This window comes from Chitinophaga sp. CC14 (assembly GCF_048957795.1).
In the GTDB taxonomy this organism is placed as follows: domain Bacteria; phylum Bacteroidota; class Bacteroidia; order Chitinophagales; family Chitinophagaceae; genus Chitinophaga; species Chitinophaga ginsengisegetis.
The window spans coordinates 606132-630678 of the sequence record NZ_JARBFY010000003.1; the positions used below are offsets into that span (position 1 = coordinate 606132).

Here is a 24547-nt window from a genome sequence, read left to right on the forward strand (position 1 = left end):
CCGGAGCGGCTTTTTTTTTGATATAATTTTAACCGGATAAACCACAAATACAGTTTGAGGTTCCGGTCGATAATAAAATAGGTAGCCGCAAAATGTAACTATGGCCGCCTCAATTATAAGGAGCTGCCTTTATGGATGATCCTCTTTGATGCCAGCCCTTTATATTGGGACAGCGAGGATTTGACGTGGCTGGATGATTGAAGTTTAACTAGATAACTTCGGTATAAAAACTCAATATGTAGATAAGTATTTAAGTATTAGTGCAATAAGAAAGTGAAGGTATATTTGTTCTTTTATTTTCATTAGTACAAATACTATTTGTAGTTTGTAGCTAAAAGTATTGAGATTTATAACCCTATACCATATGAGATTTTTGTTTATAAAACCCAGTCTTGTTTCGCTTATTGGAATATTTGTTTTGTTGGCAGTACATTCCGGGGCACAAACAGTTAGTAATTATTTTGCACCCACTGTCTTTCCTAAGTCGCCGACTGCGGCATCAATAGATAAATATGGAGATTATCCCGTAAATCAATTTTCAGGTATTCCGGATATAAGTATTTCTTTATATGAGATAACCGCAGGTGCTTTTAAGGTTCCCATCACATTAAGTTACCACGCAGCTGGTTTTAAGGTGAATGAAAAAGCCGGATGGGCAGGGCTAGGATGGACAGTATTTGCCGGCGGACAGATTACCCGTAAAATCATGGGACGGGCAGATGAAGATCTGTTTGGTTATCTCCAGGGAAAATTGCAATCTGCAGCTAATGTAGATGCTACGACGAATGCAGGCATTATGTTTCTTGGTTCTGTGAGAAGGAAAGAGTATGATGTACAACCAGATATTTTTTCTTATGTCTGTAATAATCACTCTGGTAAATTTTTCTTTGACGGAACAGATAATTATAAAGTAGCGATGATTCCATTTTCCCCTGTGGTGATAACACCAGATAGTAAAAATCTCTCCTACTTTACCATGAAAGATGAAAACGGAAATAATTTCCTTTTTGGAAATACAGCAAAGGAGTCGACATCTAATTCCAACGGCGGCATCAGTCTTTCCAACACTTCTGCGTGGCTGTTGGATAATATGATATCTCAAAGCAAACGGGATACTGTTTCATTTAAGTATAACACTGCGACAACGAGTGAGATACCTGATTTTACGCACACTTGGACAGTAGTAGATAACGTGTATAATTATGACAATGCTCATCCTGCGTTTAGCCCCAGTGCTACCATGCAATCACAGATTAACAATACGAGTACCATTTTCCAACGTACGCTACAGGAAATAAACTACCGCGACGGTAAAGTAGTTTTTGAGTCGGCCACTACGCCCCGTGAGGATTATAGAGCAGGGAGTAATGCTTTGAATGCTATTAGAGTATATAGCTATGATTACAGTAGTGCACAGTTCAAGCTACTTAAGTCAATTCAGTTTTACACCAGTTATTTCATCAATGGCACAGATGTAATGTCCAAACGACTGAAGCTCGATTCGCTTGCTATTATTGCAGGCAATGGCGATATTCTGGAAAAGTACAGATTTGAGTATAACACTGATAAGGTACTGCCCGCCTATACATCAGCATCAAAGGATTACTGGGGATATTACAATGGCAAGCCAAACAGTACACTTATTCCACAGATGACTGTTCCATATAATTTAAGTACTATCACGATCGGTAGTTCCACATTGGATGGAAGGGAATGTGATAATGAATATATGCAGGCATGTGTATTAAAGAAGATCAGTTTTCCGACGGGAGGATATTCAGCATTTATCTATGAAGCCAATAGATATCAATTGAATGGCGCGTTTAAGCTGGCTGGTGGTCTGAGGGTAAAGTCAATAACCAGTAGTGCAGGCTATCGTTCCAAGCCTATCACAAAAACGTATAATTACCTTACAGCTCGTCCTAATTTCACACTTAAGAATTATTATTTCAGTACTTTTCAAACAGGTCGTGCTTTTCTGTTGCATGTGGATGGCATTATATGCCCGGTGCTGGCAGGTACCAGGAATATTACCACTTATGTGTCTTCCCCTGTGATAGACATTGAACCCTTTGATGCAATACCTGTTGCATATTCCGATGTTACAGAATATATGGGAAATGAATTGAACAACATCGGACGCATTGACTATCACTATTCTGATAGACCAGATGCCTTACAAACTGCATCTCTGACGGGTACTCCGATTATCAATAGTTATTTTTATGCACGTGGACAGCTGCTAAGAAAAAGTCAGTACGTTAACACAGGTAGCAGTTACAATAAAGTGCAAGAAGATGTTTATACCTATTCCGCGTTTCCTGAAAAACAGTATAATAATGTAGGGTTTGTAGTGGGGAAGACTATCATTTCTGACGAGTCATCTGGTGGCACCTATACCTCCGATGTTAGTCTTGGTGAAAGAAATCCCAATGGCGCCTGCGGAGATTACCATGATTCGTACAGCTATACTTATTCGTACTATTCAATATCGTCAGATGATAATTATCCTATTAGCAGAACTTCCACGAGTTACGATTCAGATGACCAAACAAAATCGGTCGCGGTATCCGAGAATTATTATTATGACAATATTAAACACCAGCAGGTAACCCGTACCACTACCATAGATAGTAAAGGTAATGTTGCTACAGAAAGCAGGAAGTACGTAGCCGATTTTTTAACCGGAGCTGCCTTGCAAACAGGTAATGCTGTGATGGACACTATGCTTGCACGTAATATGCAGGCTGCTGTCGTTGAAAAAGTATCCAATGTAGCAGGTACTGAGGGAATCTCTGGTAATGTTACAACAGATGCACAACTTACAACTTATAAAGCAATATCCAATAAAGCCATTGTAATGGATAAACATATGGAGTTATTATTGGAGGAACCGATTACTAATTTTGTTCCGGCCGGCATCAGTAGTGGCCAGATGAGTACAGACAGTAGGTATAGTACATTGGCTAGCATGGATAGTTATGACAATAATACTAACCTGTTGCAATACACCAGTAGAAATGCAGGACCCGTGTCAATTATATGGGACTATGGTGCTAAAATGGCGGTTGCAGAAGTGAAAAATGCCGCAATTACAGATGTTGCCTATACAAGCTTTGAAGCAGACGGAAAAGGCAATTGGAACTTTATTGGTACTCCTGTGAACGATAATACAGCTCCTACCGGAAAACGCGCCTACAACCTTAGTAGCGGGGCCTTAACAGCTAACGGTCTTTCCACTGGAAATATACATATCATTACTTATTGGAGTAAATCCGGTGCGGCCACCATCAGTGGGACAACGGCATCAGTAGGGAGCGTCAATAACGGCTGGACCTTTTATGAACATAAAGTACCGGCAGGCACTGCAAGCATACAAGTCAGTGGAGCGGTAATCATAGATGAGCTCAGGTTATATCCTGATAAGGCACAAATTACTACTTATACATATGACCCTAACATAGGTGTTACTTCTATCTGTTCACCTCTGGGAGCGATTGTTTACTATGAATATGATAGTGGGGGGAGACTCCTCCTAAAAAGAGATGCCTTCCGGAATATTATTGAGTCTTACGAATATCATCAGAAAAACTAATTGTTTTCCTTTTAATGATTTTTTATGCTGAGAATATTTAGATTTTTACTCCTGACATTTTTTTATATAAGCAGCGGCGTGGAAGGCTTTGCGCAAATCACTATCACAGGGCCGAGAAATTGTATTATCCCTGGACAGGAATATATATACACTGCTGGAGGCAACTGGCAGTCATCAGATGTGCCACAGATGCAATGGTGCGCACCTGGAAAAATCAATGGCATATCTTATTGCCTTACAGGCGTTTTGCAGATAAGAGTGATATATGAAAGTAATTTTACCTCGGGTACCATTTCGCTGTGGGCACCTAGCGGATCTGTTAATATCACTGTATCCACAACAGCAGCTACACTAACGGATGGTAATGAGGTAAAGGTAAGTCCCGCGACGGCATATACCGATGCTGAGCCGCCTGTAGTAATGGCTGCATATCCTACAGGTGGAAGCTGTAATGTAAGTGACTATGTTTTTCAATGGGAGTCTGCTACCAACGCAGGAGGTCCCTTTACATCCATTGCAGGTGCCAATCAACAGAGTGTGGTACCGCCGATATCTTCCACTGAGAAGACAATTTATCTCCGCAGAAAAACGACTTATGGCAGTACAACTGTATATACACAGGTTGGTTCATTATCCTATGTACATGAACCAGTAAGTGGCGGACAGATTTATTATGCCAATAACTCCGCTCAGGTAGCTTATGGTAATAAGGTGAATATAACACAGGAGCCAGGCGGCGGATGGCAATGTGGTGTATCAGGCATTAGTTACCGCTGGTGGTACAAAACCACACCTGGGGGGACAGAAACCTTGATAGGCACGGGTGTCGATTATCCTGCCAATGGACCAGTTGTTACTAATACCAATATTATTATCAGGAGAGAGACTATTTGCGGTAGTTATAGCGCCAGTTCCAATGAATTGACTTTTACCACCTACGACCTTAATGCTGGTGATATTTATGCGGACGATACAGTGGCTGTTTCAGGTACAAAACCAATAATTACACAAGCCCCTGCATCAGGAGGTAAATGTGATCCATCTTTATATCAGTATCTGTGGGAACAATCCGTAAATGGGACTACCTGGCAAAACATAGGCACCGGCGCAGACTACCCTTCAGCGGCTCCCTCTTTCACTACTAATATGTATATAAGACGACAGGTGACCTGTGGAGGTGTAATCGCTTATTCTAATATTTTACTTTTCAATACATTTCCAGAGAACTTTATTGCTGCGGATCGAACATATGTTATCACCAATAATGTTACTGCTTCCGGAGCACTGACCATAGCAGCTGTAAATGCATTAACGACCGGGAGCAAACAGAAGAATACTACATTTTATGACGGTCTGGGGCGTGAAACACAACGTGTTGTCCAGGGTGGCAATGGGAAAGGAAAAGACCTCGTAACCTTTAAGGAGTACGATACATACGGTAGAATAGAGAAAGAATACCTGCCGTATACCTACAATGATAATGATACCAGGGCATCAGTCAGCAATGGGAACTACAAAATTTCCGCAAAGTCGGATCAGGAAAACTTTTATCAGGGGTTATTCCCCGGTGAGCCGGCGTATGCTAAAACTACTTATGAATCTTCTCCCCTGAGTAGACCACTCGCCTCTTATGCGCCAGGAAGCTCATGGGTAGGTAGTAACCGCGGTATTAACAACAAATATCAGGTAAACACCGCTGCCGATGAAGTTCGCATATGGAATATTCCTTCCGGCACGCTTCCTATACCCCTATCCAATAAGATATACGCAGCAGGTACACTCGCCAAAAATATAACCCTTGATGAACATGGATTACAAACCATTGACTATCTTAATAAAAAAGGACAGAAAATTCTCTCCAAAACACAATTGGCTGTAACCGCAAGCCTGGGTGTTAATCACAATGGCTGGATATGTACCTACTACGTTTATGATGAACTGGGACATCTCCGTGTAGTGATAACACCCAAAGCAGTAGAAGCAATTAAAAGCTCCTGGACGATCACCAGTATGATAATGAATGGTCTTTGCTATCAATACCAGTATGATGCAAAATCGCGGATGATTTTGAAAAAAGCACCGGGTGCAGATCCGTTATCTATGGTATATGACAACCGGGATCGCCAGATATTTTTACAGGATGGTAATATGAAGCTGAACAATAAATGGCTCGCCATGTTTTATGATGATCAAAACAGAAAAGTGATGACGGCCTTTTATAAGAAGAATATCAGCCGTCAGGATCTGCAGACAGCCATGAATAGCGCGACTGCCAGCACCACTATTACGCAAACCGTTCCTGTTATTGAGGATCTGACAGTTGCATCACATGATGGACGTTCCGTTTATCAGGCATCTAATAGTGTCACGTTTACTCCAGGTTTCGACAGTAACCTCGGCGAATTTGAAACGCAACTGGCAGCCGGCAGCGTCACGATCACTATGCCGATAAGTATGTCTTTACCAAGTATTGCCAGCAGTGAATTAGATGCACTTATTTATAACTATTATGACGATTATAATTTCCCTGGCAAACAGAGCTTGCGCTCAGCTGAGTTCAGCACACTAGAAAGTGGTGATAATCCTGTCAGCCCTCAGATAGTAACTACAGCTACCAATATGACCAGGGGCGTAGCTACGGGCTCTCGCGTACGGATATTAGGAACAGATCAATGGCAAACAGCTACACTCTATTACGATAACAATGGGAGATTACTCCAACAGCTCACAGATAATAAATCTGGCGGGGTGGATATCCTCACCAACAGGTACGATTTCAGCGGTAAATTGTTAAGCTCTTTTGCACACACCAATAATTTGTGGTCTGGTATCACTCCTGATACCAGAGTGCTCACGATTAAAAGTTATGACATCATGGGACGGCTACTGACCACAAAGAAAAAGATAAATGGAGAAAGTGCCGCCAGACCCATTCAAACTTTCACTTATAATGCCCTTGGTCAACATGTTGTCAAAGTAGTCGGAAATGCCATCAATACCGAGAATATCAGCTATAACATCCGTGGATGGCTTACCGGGGTTAATAAGGATTACGTCAATAGACAAGTTGCTGGCTACTTTGGATATGAACTGGCCTATGATAAAATCACCTCCGCTGTTTCAGGAACCTCTTACAGTAAGGCCGCCTACAATGGTGACATTACCGGTGTCACATGGAGAGGTAGTGGAAACCAATACCAGTACAATTTTAACTATGACAATGAAAGTCGTTTGATGCTGGCTGATTTTCAGACCAATGCCGGCAGCGGTTGGAATAAAGCCGTTGACTATAGTGTCAGGATGGGTGATGGTATTAATCCGTCTTCTGCTTATGATCCCAATGGAAATATAATTGCGATGCTACAGAACGGGTTGGTTGCCACTCAGGTGGCAACTATTGATAACCTCCATTATAGCTATCTGGACAACAGCAACCAGCTGAAATATGTGTATGATGATAATAACAATGCTAATAGCATGCTGGGAGACTTTCACGAACCGGTACTAAATAATACAGGGAATAAGAATAGCGGTACTGCGGATTATTTGTATGATGCCAATGGTAATTTAACGGTTGATAATAATAAATCCATTACGCAGATAACTTATAACCATCTTGATTTACCGGATAAAATTACGTTTGCAGCGAACAAAGGAACAATAGAATACTTATACAACGCTGCGGGTGACAAATTGCAAAAGATCATAACAGATAATACAGGAAGCAGTGTTAAAAAAACTATCACTGATTATATAAATGGTGCAGTATATAATAATGATACCCTTGAGTTTTTCCCTCACGAAGAAGGAAAGGTTAGGTTGATTTATTTGACTGGACAACCACCGCAGTATGCGTTTGATTATTTTCTTAAAGATCATCTGAGTAATGTCCGTACAGTATTGTCAGAAAATCCTGTTGCCGGTACTTATGTAGCTACTATGGAAACCGCCAATGCAGCAAAAGAGGGTATACTTTTTAGTAATGTGGATCAGACACGTGTTGCAAAACCAGCAGGGTATCCTACAGCAGAGGGCAAGGATAATAAACAAGTGGCGCGTCTCAATGCCAAACAAGATGGCCACAAAATTGGACCGTCTATAGTATTACGTGTAATGGCAGGCGACACCATCAGTATTTCCGCCAAAGCATTTTATAAGTCAGGCATTCCGAAAAACGACAAGTCGTCGTCTACACCTATGGCGATGGCGAATGCCCTGACGCAAGCATTTGTCAACGGTAGTACAACAGCAACAAACGGTCATGGCGCGGCTTATGCAGACAGGATATCTTCTTTTACCGGTAATTTCTCAGACAAGGATTACCAGCATCTTAAAGAGAAAAATCCGGAGGAAAATAGGCCAGGCCGCATGAAAGCGTACCTTAGTTATGTGTTGTTCGATGATCAGTTTAAAATGGTGGATGAAAACAGTGGTGTAAAACAGGTAAAGGAAGAGCCCGATCAGTTACAGGTATTAGAGGAAGCAAAAATGGTGATGAAAAGAAATGGATTTTTTTATGTTTATACTAACACAGAAACGCCGGAAGATGTATATTTCGATGATGTAACGGTATTCGCTACCCCTGGGCCATTGGTCGAAGAAACACATTATTATCCATTTGGTCTGGCAATGAATGGAATCAGTAGCAATGCATTGCAAGGAACAGTATATAAAGAAAATAAGTATAAGTTCAATGCTAAAGAGCTACAAAGTAAAGAAATGGTTGATGGTACTGGTCTGGATTGGCACGACTATGGCCCCCGGATGTATGATGCACAAACAGGACATTGGAATACCATAGATCCGCTCAGTAGGTTGGAGTATGGAGTGTCGCCATATGCATATACCCGCGATAATCCGGTCAGGTACAGCGATCCATCTGGCCTGGTTTGGTTTGATCCAACTAAAATGGAAAAACAGCCCCCAATTAAGGAACCTGATTATCGTAAAAATCCTGGATCGGCCCCAGGTGGAGGAGGTCGGATTTTTCCGTTCAATCCTGGTGGATCCGGATCCAGTAAAATAGATGAAGGAACAGAACGTAATGCGCGCGAGCCTACTCGCATGCCGATAGTAATTGCGGGCTGGGTAAACACAGGCGGACAAATGATTTGGGATGAAACCGTAAATTCACAGGATGAAGCAACCGGAAAGTATGGGAAAGATGCTACTTATGTAGGGACACAACAGATAGTAGTAGGGAGTGATGGACAAACCTATTATTATGCTGCTAATGGACGGGTCTATAATGCCGTAGGGTTGCAAACAGTTACGATTTATAGTCCACCTACCAGAGGAGCAGGGGCTTATGGTCCCTTCATCCCTGCTGCTATGGGGTTCCAGTTCACATTTGGGCATAATCGGTGGTTTGCAAATGGTAGCTATTCAATCGGTATTTATGTCGACAATTGGGGCATAGCCGTTTTTCACGGTTTGGGATATGGTTTTGCTACGCCTACCGGATTCGATGCAGTGTCTGGCGCGATTGTACCAAGTATTTTTATAAGTGAGTATAATGGCGCCAGGTTGGCAGAAAGACATAAGGATTTTGAAGGTTTTGCGGTAACGAATAGTCTATCAATAGGGAAATTCTCTGGTTCGTATTCCCAAAGTGCGACAAGGGTGCCAGGAAAAGGAGTAACAGCTGTTTCAGACGGATTTAATACGGTTGGATTTGGGTATAACAGCAAAGCTGATCCAATTAGTGTGGGTATCGGCCACGAAGTATCGTATACTCAAATGGCTTTCTTTCAGATAAACAGATAACAAGTATGTATAAGCCTTTTATAGTTCTTTCAACTTTACTTTTATGTCAGGGATGCGGAGAGTCCTGCGCCACCTTTGCTAATCGGGAATACCGTCCTGTGGAGTATAATTTTGTTGTTCGCGACAAGCATACAGAAGAGATAAGGTATAATGTAATCGAGGGCACAAATACTAAGGGTAAAACAGAGATATTCAGACAGGCTGGATTTGACAAGATGTATGATTTGGCAGCTCCTGGAGATACCCTGCGGAAGAAGGCAGGAGATTTGACGACATATCTTATCAAAAAAGACCGCATCTTCAAATTTCCGTATCAATGCGGAGGCGTATCGATCTATTAGTCAAATGGATGCTTATTAAAATGCTTTTTTATAATTAGGAAAGAAACCGTTTCATAATTAATTGAGGCGGTTTCTTCATTTTATATAATTTTCTTCAATTGACTTTATCTGATATAGTTATGTTTTCATTTGTCACCACCTGAACATAGAAACAATCAGAGGCTTATGCCTCTTTTTTAATACTATATTGAATTACTTTACTTAGATGGGTATTGATAAATTTTGTATTATTAAGGAATCAATGAAACCCAAATCTCCCGTCATGAATACTCGTCGTGATTTTTTACAGAAAATTGCTGCCTCCGCTATGGTACTGCCCCTGATGCCGCTCGCCGGCTGGGCAAAAGACCTCCAACACTACGATGGCCCGGTATTACGTGTAGCCATTATGGGATTGGGCAGCTATGGCAGCCGCGTGGCAGACGCCATGCAGGCCTGCGTAAAAGCAAAATTGGTAGGCGTGATCAGTGGTACTCCGTCTAAAATAAAAGACTGGCAGAGCCGGTTCTCTATCCCCGACAAAAACTGCTATAACTACGAAAACTTTGATCGCATAAAAGATAACAAAGACATTGATGCGGTATATATTACCACGCCCAATGCCCTGCACCACGACGAGGCGATCCGCATAGCTGCGGCGGGTAAACACGTGATCTGTGAAAAGCCAATGGCACTGAATGCCAAACAAGGCCAGGAAATGATTGCCGCCTGTAAAAAAGCAAACGTAAAATTACTGGTCGGCTACCGCATGCATTTTGAAGCCAAAACACTGGAAGTAATCCGCATGCGCAAAAACGGCGACTTTGGAAAAATCATGTTCTTCCAGGGACTATGTGGTTTCCGCATTGGCGACCCCACACAGTGGCGCCTCAATAAAGAACTGGCCGGCGGCGGTTCCTTAATGGATATTGGAATCTATGCGATTAACGGCTCCCGGTATATGACAGGCGAAGACCCCGTCTGGGTAACGGCCCAGGAAACCAAAACAGACCCGGTGAAATTCAAGGAAGGCGTGGACGAAACCATCCAGTTCCAGCTGGGCTTCCCCAGCGGCGCTGTGGCTTCCTGCCTCTCTACTTACAACATGAACTACCTCGACCGCTTTTATCTCAACGGTGAAAAAGGATTTGCAGAGATGCAACCCTCCACGGGCTACGGTCCCATCCGCGGACGCACCCATAAAGGAGAACTCACCCAGCCACACGTTACCCATCAAACCGTGCAGATGGAAGAAATGGCCGGAATCATCCTGGAAGGAAAACAACCGGTGGTTGCTGTGGATGGAGAAGAAGCGCTGAAAGACCTGAAAATTATTGATGCCATTTACCACGCCGTTAAAACAGGACAGAAAGTAGACCTTAAACTGTCATGATCCTGAACGATCTGCCGAGGAAATATCCCGCGTGATAGTGAAAAACAGCAGGATCATCTATTAGTGGTCCGGGCGCAGCAATTCGCATCTGATCAATTCGTTTCTTTATGGTTAAAATCATCAGCTATGAAAAAACGATCACTGTCAGTATTGTTGCTGGTTTGCCTTGCTGCCGCGGCCAGCGCGCAGGGACTGCATTACGGCATCAAGGCAGACCTGAACATGTTTAAACTGGACGGGGCAGGCATTAAATCAAATTACACATTAGGCGGAAGATTAGGCGTGTACGCCGAATATGATTTTTCAAAAAAATGGGGGCTGCAACCCGAACTCCTCTTCTCACAGGTGGCCCCCAAACGTGGCGATGATTTCGGTGCAAAGTATATCTCTACCGGTAACGACAACGCCAATAAAAGCATTAAACTCAGCTATATTACCCTGCCGTTGTTATTGCGTTACAATGTGAATAAGTTAATTACTATCAATGCAGGACCGCAATACAGTTACCTGTTTTATGCCAACGAAAACCTCCTGACCTACAACCGTAACGCTTTTAAACGCAGCGACGTGGGAGTGGCCGCCGGCGCTACACTGAACTTCGATATACTGCATGTATATGCACGCTATGTGCTTGGACTTACCAATGTAAACGACATTGATGACCGGTACCAGTGGAAAACACGCCAGGTACAGATCGGCCTCGGCGTGAATATAAAGTAAGCGCTTTATGCCTTTACTACGGTATCGTATATACGTTGTAGTTGCTGTATATGTCTTTGCGTGTGAATGTTGATAAACTGTATCCATTCCAATCGTGTAAAAGGCCCGAAGCCCGGCACTTCAAAGCTGGTACATTCTTCGGTAAGGTTCACCGTATTGGCGGCAGTTGTTAACTTCTGCCAGGTAGCAGCGGCGTCCTGCAATACAGCGTCTTTGGGCAGATACCCTTCTTCCGGCAGGATCATTTCCGGGGCCTTCATTTTAATATCGAAGTTCAGGAACAGGGATTTTACGGCAGGCACTTTTTTATCCGGTTGCCGGTCGGTAGGCACAGCGCCGCCATACAACACGCCGCAGTCGCCGGCTTTGCAAATATGCGATGCCACCTGCGCGGCCGTCCAGCTGCCTTCAAAAGGTACCTTGTTCAGTTGTTCTTCATCAAAGGAGGTTAGCAATTGTTGCAGGGTATCACCGGTGGTGGTTATTTCCAGAAGCAGTTCTTGTCTCATGATTTTCTTTTCCACAAACTTAACCGGATATATCGATACGGAAAGGGGGAGAATACGACAATCAGGCGGGCGAAAAAGGACAATAACAGCTGCGGGTATGTAGTTACCTGCAGCTGTTCCTTATTTTTTAAGATATTATTTCCTGGAAGATCCCAGTTTCCTTTCAGCAGATTCCACTGTTTGCGCAATCAGCTTTGCGATGGTCATAGGGCCAACGCCACCCGGTACTGGTGTATAGGCGGCTACACGGTCTGCCAGCGGCCCCAGTTCTATATCGCCGATGCCGCCTTTATGATAACCGGCATCTATTACAATGGCATCATCTTTTATCCACTCGGCTTTTATAAATTCAGGCTTGCCCACGGCGCCTACTATGATATCTGCCTGTTTGATAAGCTCCGGTAAATTATTGGTCCGCGAATGACAAATAGTAACCGTGGCATTTTCATTCAGCAGCATCATGGCTACCGGTTTACCCAGGATAGGACTCCGGCCTACTACTACCGCATGTTTGCCCGCAATGGGTATCTGGTAATGCTTCAGCAGCTCCATAATTCCGGCAGGGGTGGCACTGCCATAAGCGGGTTCATTCATCGACATCCGGCCAAAACCCAGGCAGGTAACCCCATCTACATCTTTATCAATATGTATTTTATCAAAACACGCCCTTTCATCGATCTGGTGCGGAACCGGGTGTTGCAACAGGATGCCGCAGATCTGGTCGTCGTTATTCAGCTTTTTGATGGTATCCAGCAATTCTTTGGTAGTGGTTTCCTTTGGCAGGTGTACTTTTACGGAGGTCATACCCACCCGCTCACACGCATTACCTTTCATTTTCACATATACTTCCGAGGAAGGATCATCGCCCACCAGGATGGTAGCCAGTACAGGCACCACACCCGTTTTTTCAATGATGCGCTGCACCCTGATCTTTAATTCCGCTTCCATTCGTTTGGATAAGGCTTTTCCGTCGAGCAGTACTGTTGTTGTTGTCATATTCAGGTGTTTATTTCCGTGTGTTGAGGTAGTTGTACCGTGGAAGGGCACAAAGATACTAACCCCCTTTGATATATTTTTTTTTAGACAGACACATTCCTGTTACCTTTTTTTTCGTCTTTATAAACATAACGGTCTTCTTAAAGGGCGGTTATTGTTTCACGTATGAAAATCAAACTCTTTTCTATCCTTCTTGTATGTACAGGATATCTCCTTCCGCTTAGCAGTTACGGGTTTACGGCTCCCCCCAGGGAGGTGGACATTTGCGTGTACGGCGGCACCTCCGCAGGGGTCATTGCTGCCTATACCGCAAAGCAGTTGCACAAAACAGTGCTGCTGGTATCACCGGAAAAACACCTGGGCGGCCTTACCTCCGGCGGTTTGGGATATACCGACATCGGTAATAAGTACGCTATCACCGGGTTGTCGCGTAACTTCTACCGCCGGATCGGCAACCACTACGGAAAACTGGAACAGTGGATTTTTGAACCCCATGTGGCAGAAGCTACTTTCCACCAGTATATCGATGCCGCCAAAGTGGAAGTGTTGTACGGATACACCATTACTAACGCTGTAAAGCAAAACGGGTATGTTACGGAAATAACCGTGAACGGTCCCGCTGCACAGGTGGTAAAAGCCAAAATGTTCATCGATTGCTCCTACGAAGGCGACCTGATGGCCAAAGCGGGCATTTCCTACACCGTTGGCCGGGAACCCAACGCACAATACAACGAAACCTATAACGGTGTGCAACTGCTCGATAAGCACCAGTTCCCCGATGGCATTGATCCGTACAAAATACCCGGCAAACCCGAAAGTGGCCTGCTGTGGGGCATCAGTACCGATTCCCTGGCGGCGCACGGGACGGGAGATAAAAAGGTACAGGCGTATAATTTCAGGATCTGCCTGAGCAACCGCCCGGAAAACAGTATTCCTATTACAAAGCCGGACGATTATGATCCGTCGCGTTATGAACTGCTGCTACGCGTGCTGGACGCTACCCAGCCTAAGATCCTGAAGCCCAATCTCAAGATAGACCTCATGCCCAACGGGAAAACGGATATCAATAACTACGGCGCTTTTTCCACGGATATGATTGGTATGAACTACAACTATCCGGAGGCCGATCCGGCTACCCGGAAAAAGATCATCCACGATCATGAGCTGTATACCAAAGGGCTGCTCTATTTTATAGGACACGACGAACGGGTGCCCGCCCATCTCCGGGAACAAATGTTACAATGGGGATACCCGAAAGATGAATACACTGATAACGGGAACTGGTCAACCCAGTTGTATATACGTGAGGCAAGACGCATGATCGGCGGATATGTGATGACACAGGCCAATTGCGAAGGCCGCGAAAAAGTAACGGACCCCATTGGTATGGCCGCCTATAATATGGATTCCCATAACTGCCAGCGTATTGTAGTAAATGGGATGGTAAAAAATGAGGGAGATGTGCAGATTGGTGGTCTTGGCCCTTACCCGGTTTCTTACAGGTCCATTACACCTAAACCGGAGGATGCGAAAAATGTATTGGTGCCGGTTTGTTTATCGGCGTCGCACATTGCCTATGGCTCTATCCGCATGGAACCGGTGTTTATGGTACTGGGGCAATCCGCTGCCACGGCGGCTGCTGTAGCCATCGATCAGCGCAGTTCCATCCAGGAGGCTGATGTACAGAAAATACAAACTATGCTGCGTACCAATCCGCTGGTGGATAACAGCCCCGCTGAAATACTGGTGGATGACAACGACGAGCAACACGTAACCATCACCGGTGAATGGAAAAAGCTGATTCATGGGGGCTATGGTCCATCCCTGCTTACAGACGACAGCAAGGGAGCCGTGCATAAATCAATACGTTTTTCACCTGCTATCCAGAAAGCCGGTAAATATGAGGTATTTACCTATGTACCACGCCTCCCCGGTTTGGATGGGAATGCACACGTAAAAGTATTCGATGGCCGCACCGTGAAGGAAGTGGAAGTTGCGGCAGCAAGTATAAAGGTAGAGGGACAAACCAGCGGCGAATGGGTGAGCCTGGGCACCTACCAGCTGAAAGCCGGAAACGGCGCCTACGTGGAAATAGACAATCACAAAACGGACGGCATAATAGCCGCAGATGCGGTGTTATTTGTTCCGAGATAATTATTTTGGAAAAAAAAGAACAGGAAGGATTCGGTTTACAATTTTTATCGTCTTTATAAGTACAGGTAGTTCCGCGAAATGATTATTTTGTAATAAATTCCATGACCTTCCTTGCCGATAGATAGTCCACATAATGAAAAAGAGCTGTTGCTGCGTGTGGCAGCGGGGGATCAGCCCGCCTTCCAGCGGTTGTTTAACCGTTACTGGGGGAAGATGTATGCCAACACCCTGCAATTTGTTAAGTCGCCTGCCCTGGCAGAAGACCTGACACAGGAAATTTTTATAAAGATCTGGATGAACCGGGAACGCCTGCTGGCGGTAAACCGTTTCGACGCCTTTCTGTACACTACGGCGAAAAACCTGATCCTGGATGAATTCCGGAAAAGGGTATTGCCCACGGTGCAGGAAGAAGGACACCACGTATACATGGCATCAGACCTTCCCTCTGCACAGGACAAACTGGAACTAAAGGATTTCGAAGGCCAGTTGCATGCAGCCATTAACCAGCTGCCCGCACAGATGCAACTGGCCTTCCGGCTGAGCCGCTTCCAGGGAATGTCGCACGATGAAATAGCCCGGCAGATGAATATTTCCAGGGTCACCTCCAAAAATTATATCGCACGGTCCATTGCCGCCATCCGGAAGTATATGGGTGGGAGAGCAGAACATGTTACATAAGTATGGAAACAGGTGATAACGTTGCCGGTTAAACGAAGAATAATATTTTCCGGTAACAGAAGGATTCCCGCCCGTTCTTTTTTCGTCTTTATTATACAACCCTTCATGAGAGTGTTGTGCTTGCATCCGGTTTTATGTTACACGATGAGTTAAAAGATTTATTGGAGAAATACCTGGACAACCGGATCACACCGGAAGAAACCAGGCGCCTGCAGGCATTGATGCAGACGGATCGTAACGGGCCGGCACTGGAAGAAATGATTGCAGCCATACTGGCGGAAGACAGGTATACTGATGCCGCTCATCCAGATCTGCAACAGGCTTTTAATAAAGTGATGGAAACCGCAGCACTGCGGCAGGCGCTCACCCGGAAAGATCATGATGAGGATACAAACGACTCCGCGCAACAACCTGTCCAGGAGGCAGATAACCGTTATCACATCTCCCGGAAAAAAATCCGCACCTTTTATAAAACAATGGCCGCGGCAGCAGCGATAGCATTTATACTGGCAGCGGGTTACACCTGGCGCTATTATTACGTAGGCCCGGCACCGTTAGTATCCAAAAAAACAGTATCACCCATATCCACAGGTAATAAAGCAGAACTGATCCTGGCAGATGGCAGCACCATTGTGCTGGACGATGCAGGAACAGGCACCGTAGGCAAACAGGGGAACACCCGTATCATTAAACTGGACAGCGGCCGGCTCGCGTATCACGCCGCAGGCAGTAACAGCGCTGTTCCCGAATACAATACCATCCGTACGCCCAAAGGCGGACAGTACCAGGTAGTATTGCCCGACGGCAGCCAGGTATGGCTGAACGCCGCTTCCTCGCTGACATTCCCCGTGGCGTTTGCGGGCAGTAACAGAACAGTACGCCTCACCGGGGAAGCTTATTTTGAAATTGCCCAGCAAGCCGCGAAACCTTTTATCGTGCAAACATCCGGTGTACAGGTGAAAGTACTGGGCACGCACTTTAACGTAATGGCTTACACCGATGAAGCCCGCGTAAAAACAACCCTGCTGGAAGGCGCAGTGAGCGTTACACAGGGCGCCGCTACTACCATGATGAAGCCCGGTCAGCAGGCAAGCATCGCTGAAAAAGAAGACCATTTTTTAATTACACGTCCGGATATGGAAGAAGTAATGGCCTGGAAAGAAGGACAGTTCAGGTTCCGCAAAACAGATATCACCGTTATCATGCGGCAGATAGCCCGGTGGTATGATGTGGACATCGAATACAAAGGCGATCTTTCCGGTATTCAGCTGTTTGGCAGCATGACCCGCAAGGAAAATGTAACACAGCTGCTGGAACTGCTGGAGCAAACCGGAAGGGTGCATTTTATCGTCAAAGGAAACCGTATCACCGTAATGCCCGCCACTATGAAATAAATCAGGAGTGCTACTCCACGTATGAATTATTTAAACTCAACCAAAAGATAGTATGGAACTGTTTACTATTGCGCACTCCCACGGGAGCAGGAGCCGTATGCCGGCTAAACAACGAACATGGCTGGTGATCAAACTGACCACCTGGCTGCTGCTGGCAGCATCACTAACCGCCGGCGCTCAAACCGTAAAACTTTCCGTCAGTAAAATGCCGCTGGATAAAGTATTTGATCTTATCAGCAAGCAAACCGGTTACCAGTTTATCTGTGATGAAAAATTACTGGAAGATGCGCCGCCGCTCAGTGTGAATATCGCCAACAAATCACTGGAAGAAGCGCTGAAGATCTGCCTGAAAGATCTTCCGCTTACTTACACGATTAAATATGGCACCGTCGTCATCAAAAAAAATACCACGTCCGGCGGAAAGCTTTCACCACAGGAAGGCAGCTCACCGGGGAAAACCATTACGGGCATTGTTACGGATAGCACCGGCGCAGGTTTGCCCGGCGTAACGGTAGGCATCAAAGGCACTACAAAAGGCGTACTCACAGATGGAAACGGAAAGTTTTCATTGCCCAATGTAACAGACCAGGATGTGCTCACTATTTCCAGCATCGGGTATCTCACAAAACAACAACCTGTGAAAGGTGAAAATTTTTTTCGTATACATTTGTCCGTTACCCCCAAATCATTGGTGGAAGTGGTGGTAGTAGGATATAGTACCCAGAAAAAAGTAAACCTCACCGGCGCCGTAGCCACTGTATCCGGCGAAGTGCTGGCAGCGCGGCCGGTAGGGCAAACCACGGCAGGCTTACAGGGTACCATGCCCGGTGTTACCATCACACAGGGCAACGGTAAGCCAGGCGGCGATGGTGGTACGGTACGTGTCCGCGGATGGGGCACCCTGAAGAACCCCGATCCGCTGGTACTGATCGATGGTGTGGAAGGTTCCATCAACAACATCGATCCTAATGTGATCGCTTCCGTTAGCGTGTTGAAAGATGCGGCATCAGCAGCTATTTATGGTTCGCGTGCAGCCAATGGCGTAATACTGGTAACTACCAAAAGAGGTAAAAGCAATAAGCTGTCTGTTAACTACAACAACTACGTAGGCTGGCAGAAACCCACCAATCTGCCTGCCCTCACCAACGCGCTGGATTATATGCTGCTCGCCAACGAAGCCTATAAAAATTCCGGCCGCACCCCGTTATACTCCGATGCCCTGCTGGAAAAATACCGGCAGCAGGGAAACGGCAACTCTGATTCATTACCGAACACCGATTGGCAGAAGGCTGTGTTAACAGGCTCCGGTTTTCAGCAGAGCCATTTTTTAACGGTGAATGGTGGTACGGATAAAGTAAAAATGCTGGTATCACTGGGGTATTTTGATCAGAAAGGACTGATGGATAACAGCGAATTTAAACGCCTTACCATCCGCAGTAATACCGATATTATTTTTTCGAAGCAATTAAACATGCAGTTTGACCTGCAGTATATCAGCCCGGTAACCACCGAACCGTCAGCAGGCGCTGATGCTATCTTTGCTTACATGAATAATATTTCCCCCAACCAGCTGGCCGTAAATGCCAATGGTACCCGCGGGGAAGGATGGGTGGGCCTCAACCCCGCTGCTGCCGCCAGCGATGGTGGCCTGAACCGCGTAAGCGCCCCCTGGGGAAGTATTAACACCACCCTGAATTACCAGCCGGTAGAATGGCTTACCGCCTCCATTAACATTGCACCCAAATACGTGCAAACCTATACGAATAAATTTAGTAAGGTGCTGCAAACCTATCATCCTGATGGCACGCCCAGTTATAAGTGGCCACAGGTAAGCACACTGGACGTTTCCAGTCAGCGGCAGTTTTACAATAACATGCGCGGTACCCTTACCTTCCAGAAAAAATACGGTGCACACGACCTGAAAATATTGGCCGGTGCAGAACAGAACAGCTACCGCCAGGATAGATTTACAGCCTACCGCGACAACTACATTTTACCCGACTATCCTATACTGGATGCCGGAGCGGCCACCAATATGAATAACGGCGGCGCCGGCGAAGAATGGTCGCTGCGCTCTTTTTTCGGCAGGATCAACTATAACTACAAAGAAAGATACCTGCTCGAAATCAATACCCGTTACGACGGATCTTCCCGTTTCGCGGAAGGCCGCAAGTGGGGTGTATTCCCTTCTGCATCTGCCGGATGGCGTATTTCAGAGGAACCATTTATGGCGCCCCTGAAACCGCTGGTGAATGAATTAAAGCTCCGCGCATCATGGGGCCGGCTGGGTAACCAGAACATAGGAACTTATCCCTCTGCCACGGTGGTGAATTTAAGCTCTTATTCGCTCGGCGGACAAATAGTTGGCGCCGCCACGCTGGACGCTCTGGCGAACAGGAATATCACCTGGGAAAGTACCGAGATGAGTGATGTAGGATTTGATGTGACCCTGTTTTCCCATCTCTCGGTAACAGGAGATTATTATATCAGCAAAACAAAAGATATCCTGCTGTTGCTGAACATCCCGCTGATCACGGGTTTGAAAGCGCCTTACCAGAACGCGGGAAAAGTAAGCAACAAAGGCTGGGAACTTGGCATTAACTACGATGGTAAGATCCGTGACTTCAAATATAATATCGGCGTTAACGTATCTGATGTGAAAAATAAAGTAGTGGATATGCATGGTATTAATCAATCGGCTGTAACCGTGAGCAGGGAAGGATATCCCGTGAACTCCATTTTTGGATTACAGGCAGAAGGATTTTTCCAGGATGCAGATGAAGTGGCAAAACACGCCACACAATTTGGCACCATTGCCCCCGGCGATATTAAATACAAAGATCAGAACGGCGATGGCATCATCAATGAAAGTGATAAAGTAATTCTTGGCAACACCATTCCCCGCTATACTTACGGCGTTAGCTTAAACGCATCGTGGAGAGGCTTCGACCTGGGCGCTTTTTTGCAGGGCGTAGGTAAAGTAGACGGCCTGATTTACGGCGCCGGCATCATGCCTTTTTACGTAAGCTCTGTAGGCGGTACAGCGCAGGAACGTTTCAAAGACTACTGGACACCGGAACATAAAGATGCCGCATTTCCACGGCTGGTGTTTGGCGGTACCAACAACCAGCAGATCTCCAGTTTCTGGATGAAGAGCGCTGCCTATCTGCGTTTGAAGAACCTGCAAATAGGATATACCCTGCCGGCCAGCCTGGTGAAAACCATGCGGCTCAACAGCCTGCGGGTATTTGTAAATGGTTCCAACCTGTTTACGTCCAGTAAATTCTGGCCGGGCTATGATGTGGAAACCGCCGTGGGCGTGGCCGACAACTATGCCATTGTAAAGGTTTACAGTTTTGGTGTTAATGTAAATTTCTAAAAACAGCAATCATGAGAAAGCGTTTTACCTGTTGGATGATAGCGGCTGTTACCCTGTTAGGGATACAGGCATGTAATAAAGACTACCTTGATAAAGATCCTTTAACCGGCCCTTCCGACGCCGATTATTTCAAGAACCAGGATGAACTGCTCCTGGCGGTGAACGGGCTGTATAAAGGGCTGAATAAGCCAATGGACAAGGAAAATGACCCTGGTCAGCTGGATGGACTGCCCCTGGTTTTACTGCTGGATGCCACCAGCGATATTGGCTACGAAAGGAATAACAGCGATCTGCAAAAAATAGGCACCGGTAATCATGACGCCAATAACACGGTTACACAAGGCGTATGGAGCAACTATTATAAGGTGATTGGCCGCTGTAATTATATCCTGGACAATGCGGAAAAAGTAAGAGCGGTAACCAATCCTGCGTTGTATCAACGCAGCATGGGCGAAACGCGTTTCGTACGTGCGTATATGTATCAGCAGCTGTTGTCCATGTTTGGCGGTGTGCCGTTGGTAACGCACGTGCTTACACTGGAAAATGCACAGGTGCCGCGGAGCGACAAAGCAACCATCCTTAAATTTGTACTCGAAGAATTAGATAGCGCCACTGCCTGGTTGCCGGCCACTTACCCGGCTACAGATTTTGGCCGTGCTACCAAAGGCGCTGCACTAACAGTTAAAGCCAGGGCTGCACTGTATAACGAACAGTGGAAAACTGCTGCAGATGCCGCCAAAGCCGTGATGGACCTCGGCGTGTATAAGCTGGACGACAGCTATCCCAGGTTGTTTTCCTATGATGGAAGAAATTCGCCTGAAGTGATATTAAGCCTGCAATACCAGTTGCCGGTGGTAACCTGGGTAGGTCCGTATCCGTTTTTATGCAGGAATGCCGGCGGCGCTTCCAATAAAATCCCTTCACAGTCGCTGGTTGACAGCTACGAGTGTACCGATGGCTTAACCATTGATCAGTCGCCGTTATTCAACCCGCAAAAGCCTTTTGAAAACCGTGATCCGCGGTTGGGTTATACCGTTGCGCTTCCGGGATCGATATTTTTTAACTACCAGTTTGAAACGCATAAGGACAGTCTCAAGTGCTGGAACTACAACACCAATCCGGCTACCCGGATTGTGAACCAGGATGCCGTTAATGCTTATGCGTCTTTCAGTGGCTACTGCTGGCGCAAGTATGTGGATATGAAAGATAAAGACAACATACGCCAGTCCACCATGAACGTAACCCTGGCGCGCTACGCGGAAGTACTGCTTATTTACGCAGAGGCAAAAACAGAAGCCAACGAGCTGGATGCCACCCTATACCAGGCCATTAATGCAGTAAGGAAGCGGCCGGGTGTAAATATGCCCGACATTCCTGCCGGCAGCACGCAGGAAGCGCTGCGTTCCGCTGTAAGGAAAGAGCGGATGTATGAGTTGTCGATGGAAGGATTCCGTTTGTTTGATATCCGCCGCTGGAAGATTGCCGATAAAGTAATGAAGGGACCATTTTATGGCCGTGTGCCGAGAGGCTGGCTTGCTGCTGCCCCGAAGATAGATGCCAACGGTATTGCTGATTACAGTGCGGTGCCCAACAAAGGAGAGATGCGGGTGGTGGAAGTGCGTACGTTTAATGCTGCGCGGGATTACCTGTGGCCGATTCCTTATATAGAAACACAAACAGATCCGTTGATAGTACAAAATCCCGGGTATTAATTTCCGGAGATAAATACCTGGTCATCCTGTCTGCTGCCCGTTGTGTTTACAGCGGGCAGCTTGGTTTTTGAGATCTTTCGGAAGGCAGCCTTCCGGGTAACTTATTTAGTGTAAAAACGACAATTAATATAAAATATCAATTAAGCATTGATTTGTTCCCTGCAAGCCCCTATCCGCCTTATCTCCCGTAATAATTTAAAAAAACCTGGAAAAAAATAACTGGTCAATTACTATTAATTGTATATTAGACAATTAATAATTCTCACGTTCCGGGAAGGAACAGAATGCCGTAGGTAAAGACAGGTTTCACGTTTATGTTAATTTTCCACTTATGAATGGTGTGCATCTTCAACAATATGCAGACGATATTCTTTTAAATTTGCTGAAAGAGGATAGCAAGGAAGCCTTTGACGTGATCTATATGCGTTACTGGGAGCAGCTGTATTGCTACCTGGTAAAGGCAATTAAGGATACCACAGAAGCGGAGGATATCCTGCAGGAGATATTTGTGTCCCTGTGGAAACGCCGCAGCAACCTGCACAACGTAGATTCCCTGTATACCTATCTTTACTCCTGCGTACGGTATGGTGGTTTCCGGTACATCCGCCAGGAAATCAAAAGAAACCATTTCCGCAAATCCTGGAGCATCCTCTTCACGGAGGCAGACGATCTCTTTGAACGGCAACTGGCCGCCAATGAGCTTTCCCTGCTGGTAAACCGTGAAATAGATAAGCTGCCGCTGAAAATGCGGGAGGTATTTCTCCTTAGCAGAACAGAAGAACTTTCTCATAAAGAAATTGCGCATAAACTGAATATCTCTGATAAAACAGTGAAGAAACAGATCAGCAACGCATTGAAATACCTGCATCTGAAACTGAATGTATAATTTCTCAAAAAAAATATTCAGGTTATCTACTACCATCCCTTCTTTTTATACACTTCTATATTAACCACGTGTTCCTATACAAAGAAAAACAGCCGTTATGAATGAAACAGACTTTAACACGCTGCTGGAACTTTACCTGGAAGGGAAATGTACGCCGGAACAAAAAGAGTGGATGGAGCAGTGGTTCGACCGCCTTTCAGAAGAAGGAAGCGGGGAGGAGTTGCCGGCAAACAAGGAACTGGTGATGCAGCGGTTGAAAAACCGCATCGATGGACAAATCAAAAGACAAAATTTTTTTAATCTTCCGGTGCTATTACGTGTAGCCGCCTCCGTTATTGTTATTTTATCATTGGGTACATGGGCATATCTGCGTTATCAAAGCACCGCTACCGTTGCATTGCAGTATGTTACCAGGTCGGCCGCCAGGGGGCAGCAATTGAAAGTAACGCTCCCGGATGGATCAATGGTAACGCTGAATGCAGGTTCAGGTATCCGGTACCCGGAAAATTTTAAGGAGAACAGAACCGTAACATTGCTGGAAGGTGAAGCCTGTTTTGACGTAACCACCGATCAGGCGCATCCCTTTACAGTAACAAGCAATGGTATACAAACAGCAGTACTGGGTACCGTATTCAATGTACAGGCATACAAAGCACTTGACGAAATAACTGTAACGGTTATACGTGGAAAGGTGGCGGTGGAAACATCTTCACAACAAAAACCACTGCTGGTGCTGCCGGACGAACAGGCGGTAATCCGCGCCGCTACCGGATCGCAGCAGAAGAGAAAAGTGAACGCCGCAGCGGTAACCGGCTGGGTAACAGGAAAGTTAGCCTTCAGAAATGAAACACTGCAGCACGTGGCCGTTCTGCTGGAGAATATTTATGATGTTAAAATAGTTTTTAAAGATGAAGCTACGAAGGGAATACGTTTTACAGCAAATTTCAGCTCCACCGATTCATTGGAGAAAATTCTTTTCGCCATCGCTAAAGCCAACAAACTTAACTGGTCTATCAGGAACAAGGTAGTACAATTCTAATCGCAT

Annotated in this window: 14 protein-coding genes; 12 read left to right on the forward strand and 2 right to left on the reverse strand. The window is 45.6% G+C overall.

Annotated features, from left to right (window positions below; translation table 11 throughout):
* Positions 1-364 precede the first annotated feature (364 nt).
* The 5 genes from PV783_RS12535 (at position 365) to PV783_RS12555 (ending at position 11794) form a co-directional block, all read left to right on the forward strand.
* Positions 365-3595 carry a hypothetical protein gene (locus tag PV783_RS12535; protein WP_420988205.1) on the forward strand — a complete coding sequence of 1077 codons (3231 nt, stop codon included), beginning with the start codon at positions 365-367 and terminating at the stop codon, positions 3593-3595.
* A gap of 24 nt (positions 3596-3619) precedes the next feature.
* A complete protein-coding gene (locus PV783_RS12540; RefSeq protein WP_420988206.1) occupies positions 3620-9361 on the forward strand; it encodes a DUF6443 domain-containing protein in 5742 nt (1913 codons plus the stop codon).
* A 5-nt stretch (positions 9362-9366) separates the two neighbouring features.
* Entirely contained in the window at positions 9367-9702 is a 336-nt protein-coding gene (locus PV783_RS12545; protein ID WP_420988207.1) for a hypothetical protein, read from the forward strand.
* 262 nt (positions 9703-9964) lie between these two features.
* Complete coding sequence (locus PV783_RS12550; RefSeq protein WP_420988208.1) at positions 9965-11074, forward strand: Gfo/Idh/MocA family protein; 1110 nt, start codon at positions 9965-9967, stop codon at positions 11072-11074.
* A gap of 126 nt (positions 11075-11200) precedes the next feature.
* A complete protein-coding gene (locus PV783_RS12555; protein WP_420988209.1) occupies positions 11201-11794 on the forward strand; it encodes a porin family protein in 594 nt (197 codons plus the stop codon).
* Positions 11795-11799: 5 nt separating this feature from the next.
* Here the strand turns inward: PV783_RS12555 and PV783_RS12560 are convergent, their stop codons facing one another.
* Complete coding sequence (locus tag PV783_RS12560) at positions 11800-12303, reverse strand: DinB family protein (protein ID WP_079468458.1); 504 nt, start codon at positions 12301-12303, stop codon at positions 11800-11802.
* A gap of 135 nt (positions 12304-12438) precedes the next feature.
* A complete protein-coding gene (folD, locus tag PV783_RS12565) occupies positions 12439-13299 on the reverse strand; it encodes a bifunctional methylenetetrahydrofolate dehydrogenase/methenyltetrahydrofolate cyclohydrolase FolD (protein ID WP_079468457.1) in 861 nt (286 codons plus the stop codon).
* A 165-nt stretch (positions 13300-13464) separates the two neighbouring features.
* Between folD and PV783_RS12570 the strand changes: the two genes are divergently transcribed.
* The 7 genes from PV783_RS12570 (at position 13465) to PV783_RS12600 (ending at position 24541) form a co-directional block, all read left to right on the forward strand.
* Complete coding sequence (locus tag PV783_RS12570; protein ID WP_363434308.1) at positions 13465-15453, forward strand: FAD-dependent oxidoreductase; 1989 nt, start codon at positions 13465-13467, stop codon at positions 15451-15453.
* A 111-nt stretch (positions 15454-15564) separates the two neighbouring features.
* Positions 15565-16131 (forward strand): RNA polymerase sigma factor, encoded by a 567-nt coding sequence (locus tag PV783_RS12575; RefSeq protein ID WP_133256276.1) that lies wholly within the window; start codon positions 15565-15567, stop codon positions 16129-16131.
* 134 nt (positions 16132-16265) lie between these two features.
* Positions 16266-17525 (forward strand): FecR domain-containing protein, encoded by a 1260-nt coding sequence (locus PV783_RS12580; protein ID WP_420988210.1) that lies wholly within the window; start codon positions 16266-16268, stop codon positions 17523-17525.
* Positions 17526-17577: 52 nt separating this feature from the next.
* Entirely contained in the window at positions 17578-20904 is a 3327-nt protein-coding gene (locus PV783_RS12585) for a TonB-dependent receptor (RefSeq protein ID WP_420988211.1), read from the forward strand.
* Between the two features lie 11 nt (positions 20905-20915).
* Positions 20916-22616, forward strand: coding sequence for a RagB/SusD family nutrient uptake outer membrane protein (locus PV783_RS12590; RefSeq protein ID WP_420988212.1), 1701 nt, complete (start codon positions 20916-20918; stop codon positions 22614-22616).
* Positions 22617-22947: 331 nt separating this feature from the next.
* A complete protein-coding gene (locus PV783_RS12595; protein ID WP_079468449.1) occupies positions 22948-23502 on the forward strand; it encodes an RNA polymerase sigma-70 factor in 555 nt (184 codons plus the stop codon).
* 97 nt (positions 23503-23599) lie between these two features.
* The gene (locus PV783_RS12600) at positions 23600-24541 is read left to right on the forward strand and encodes a FecR family protein (RefSeq protein WP_420988213.1); all 942 of its coding nucleotides are present in this window, start codon (positions 23600-23602) and stop codon (positions 24539-24541) included.
* Positions 24542-24547: the final 6 nt, after the last annotated feature.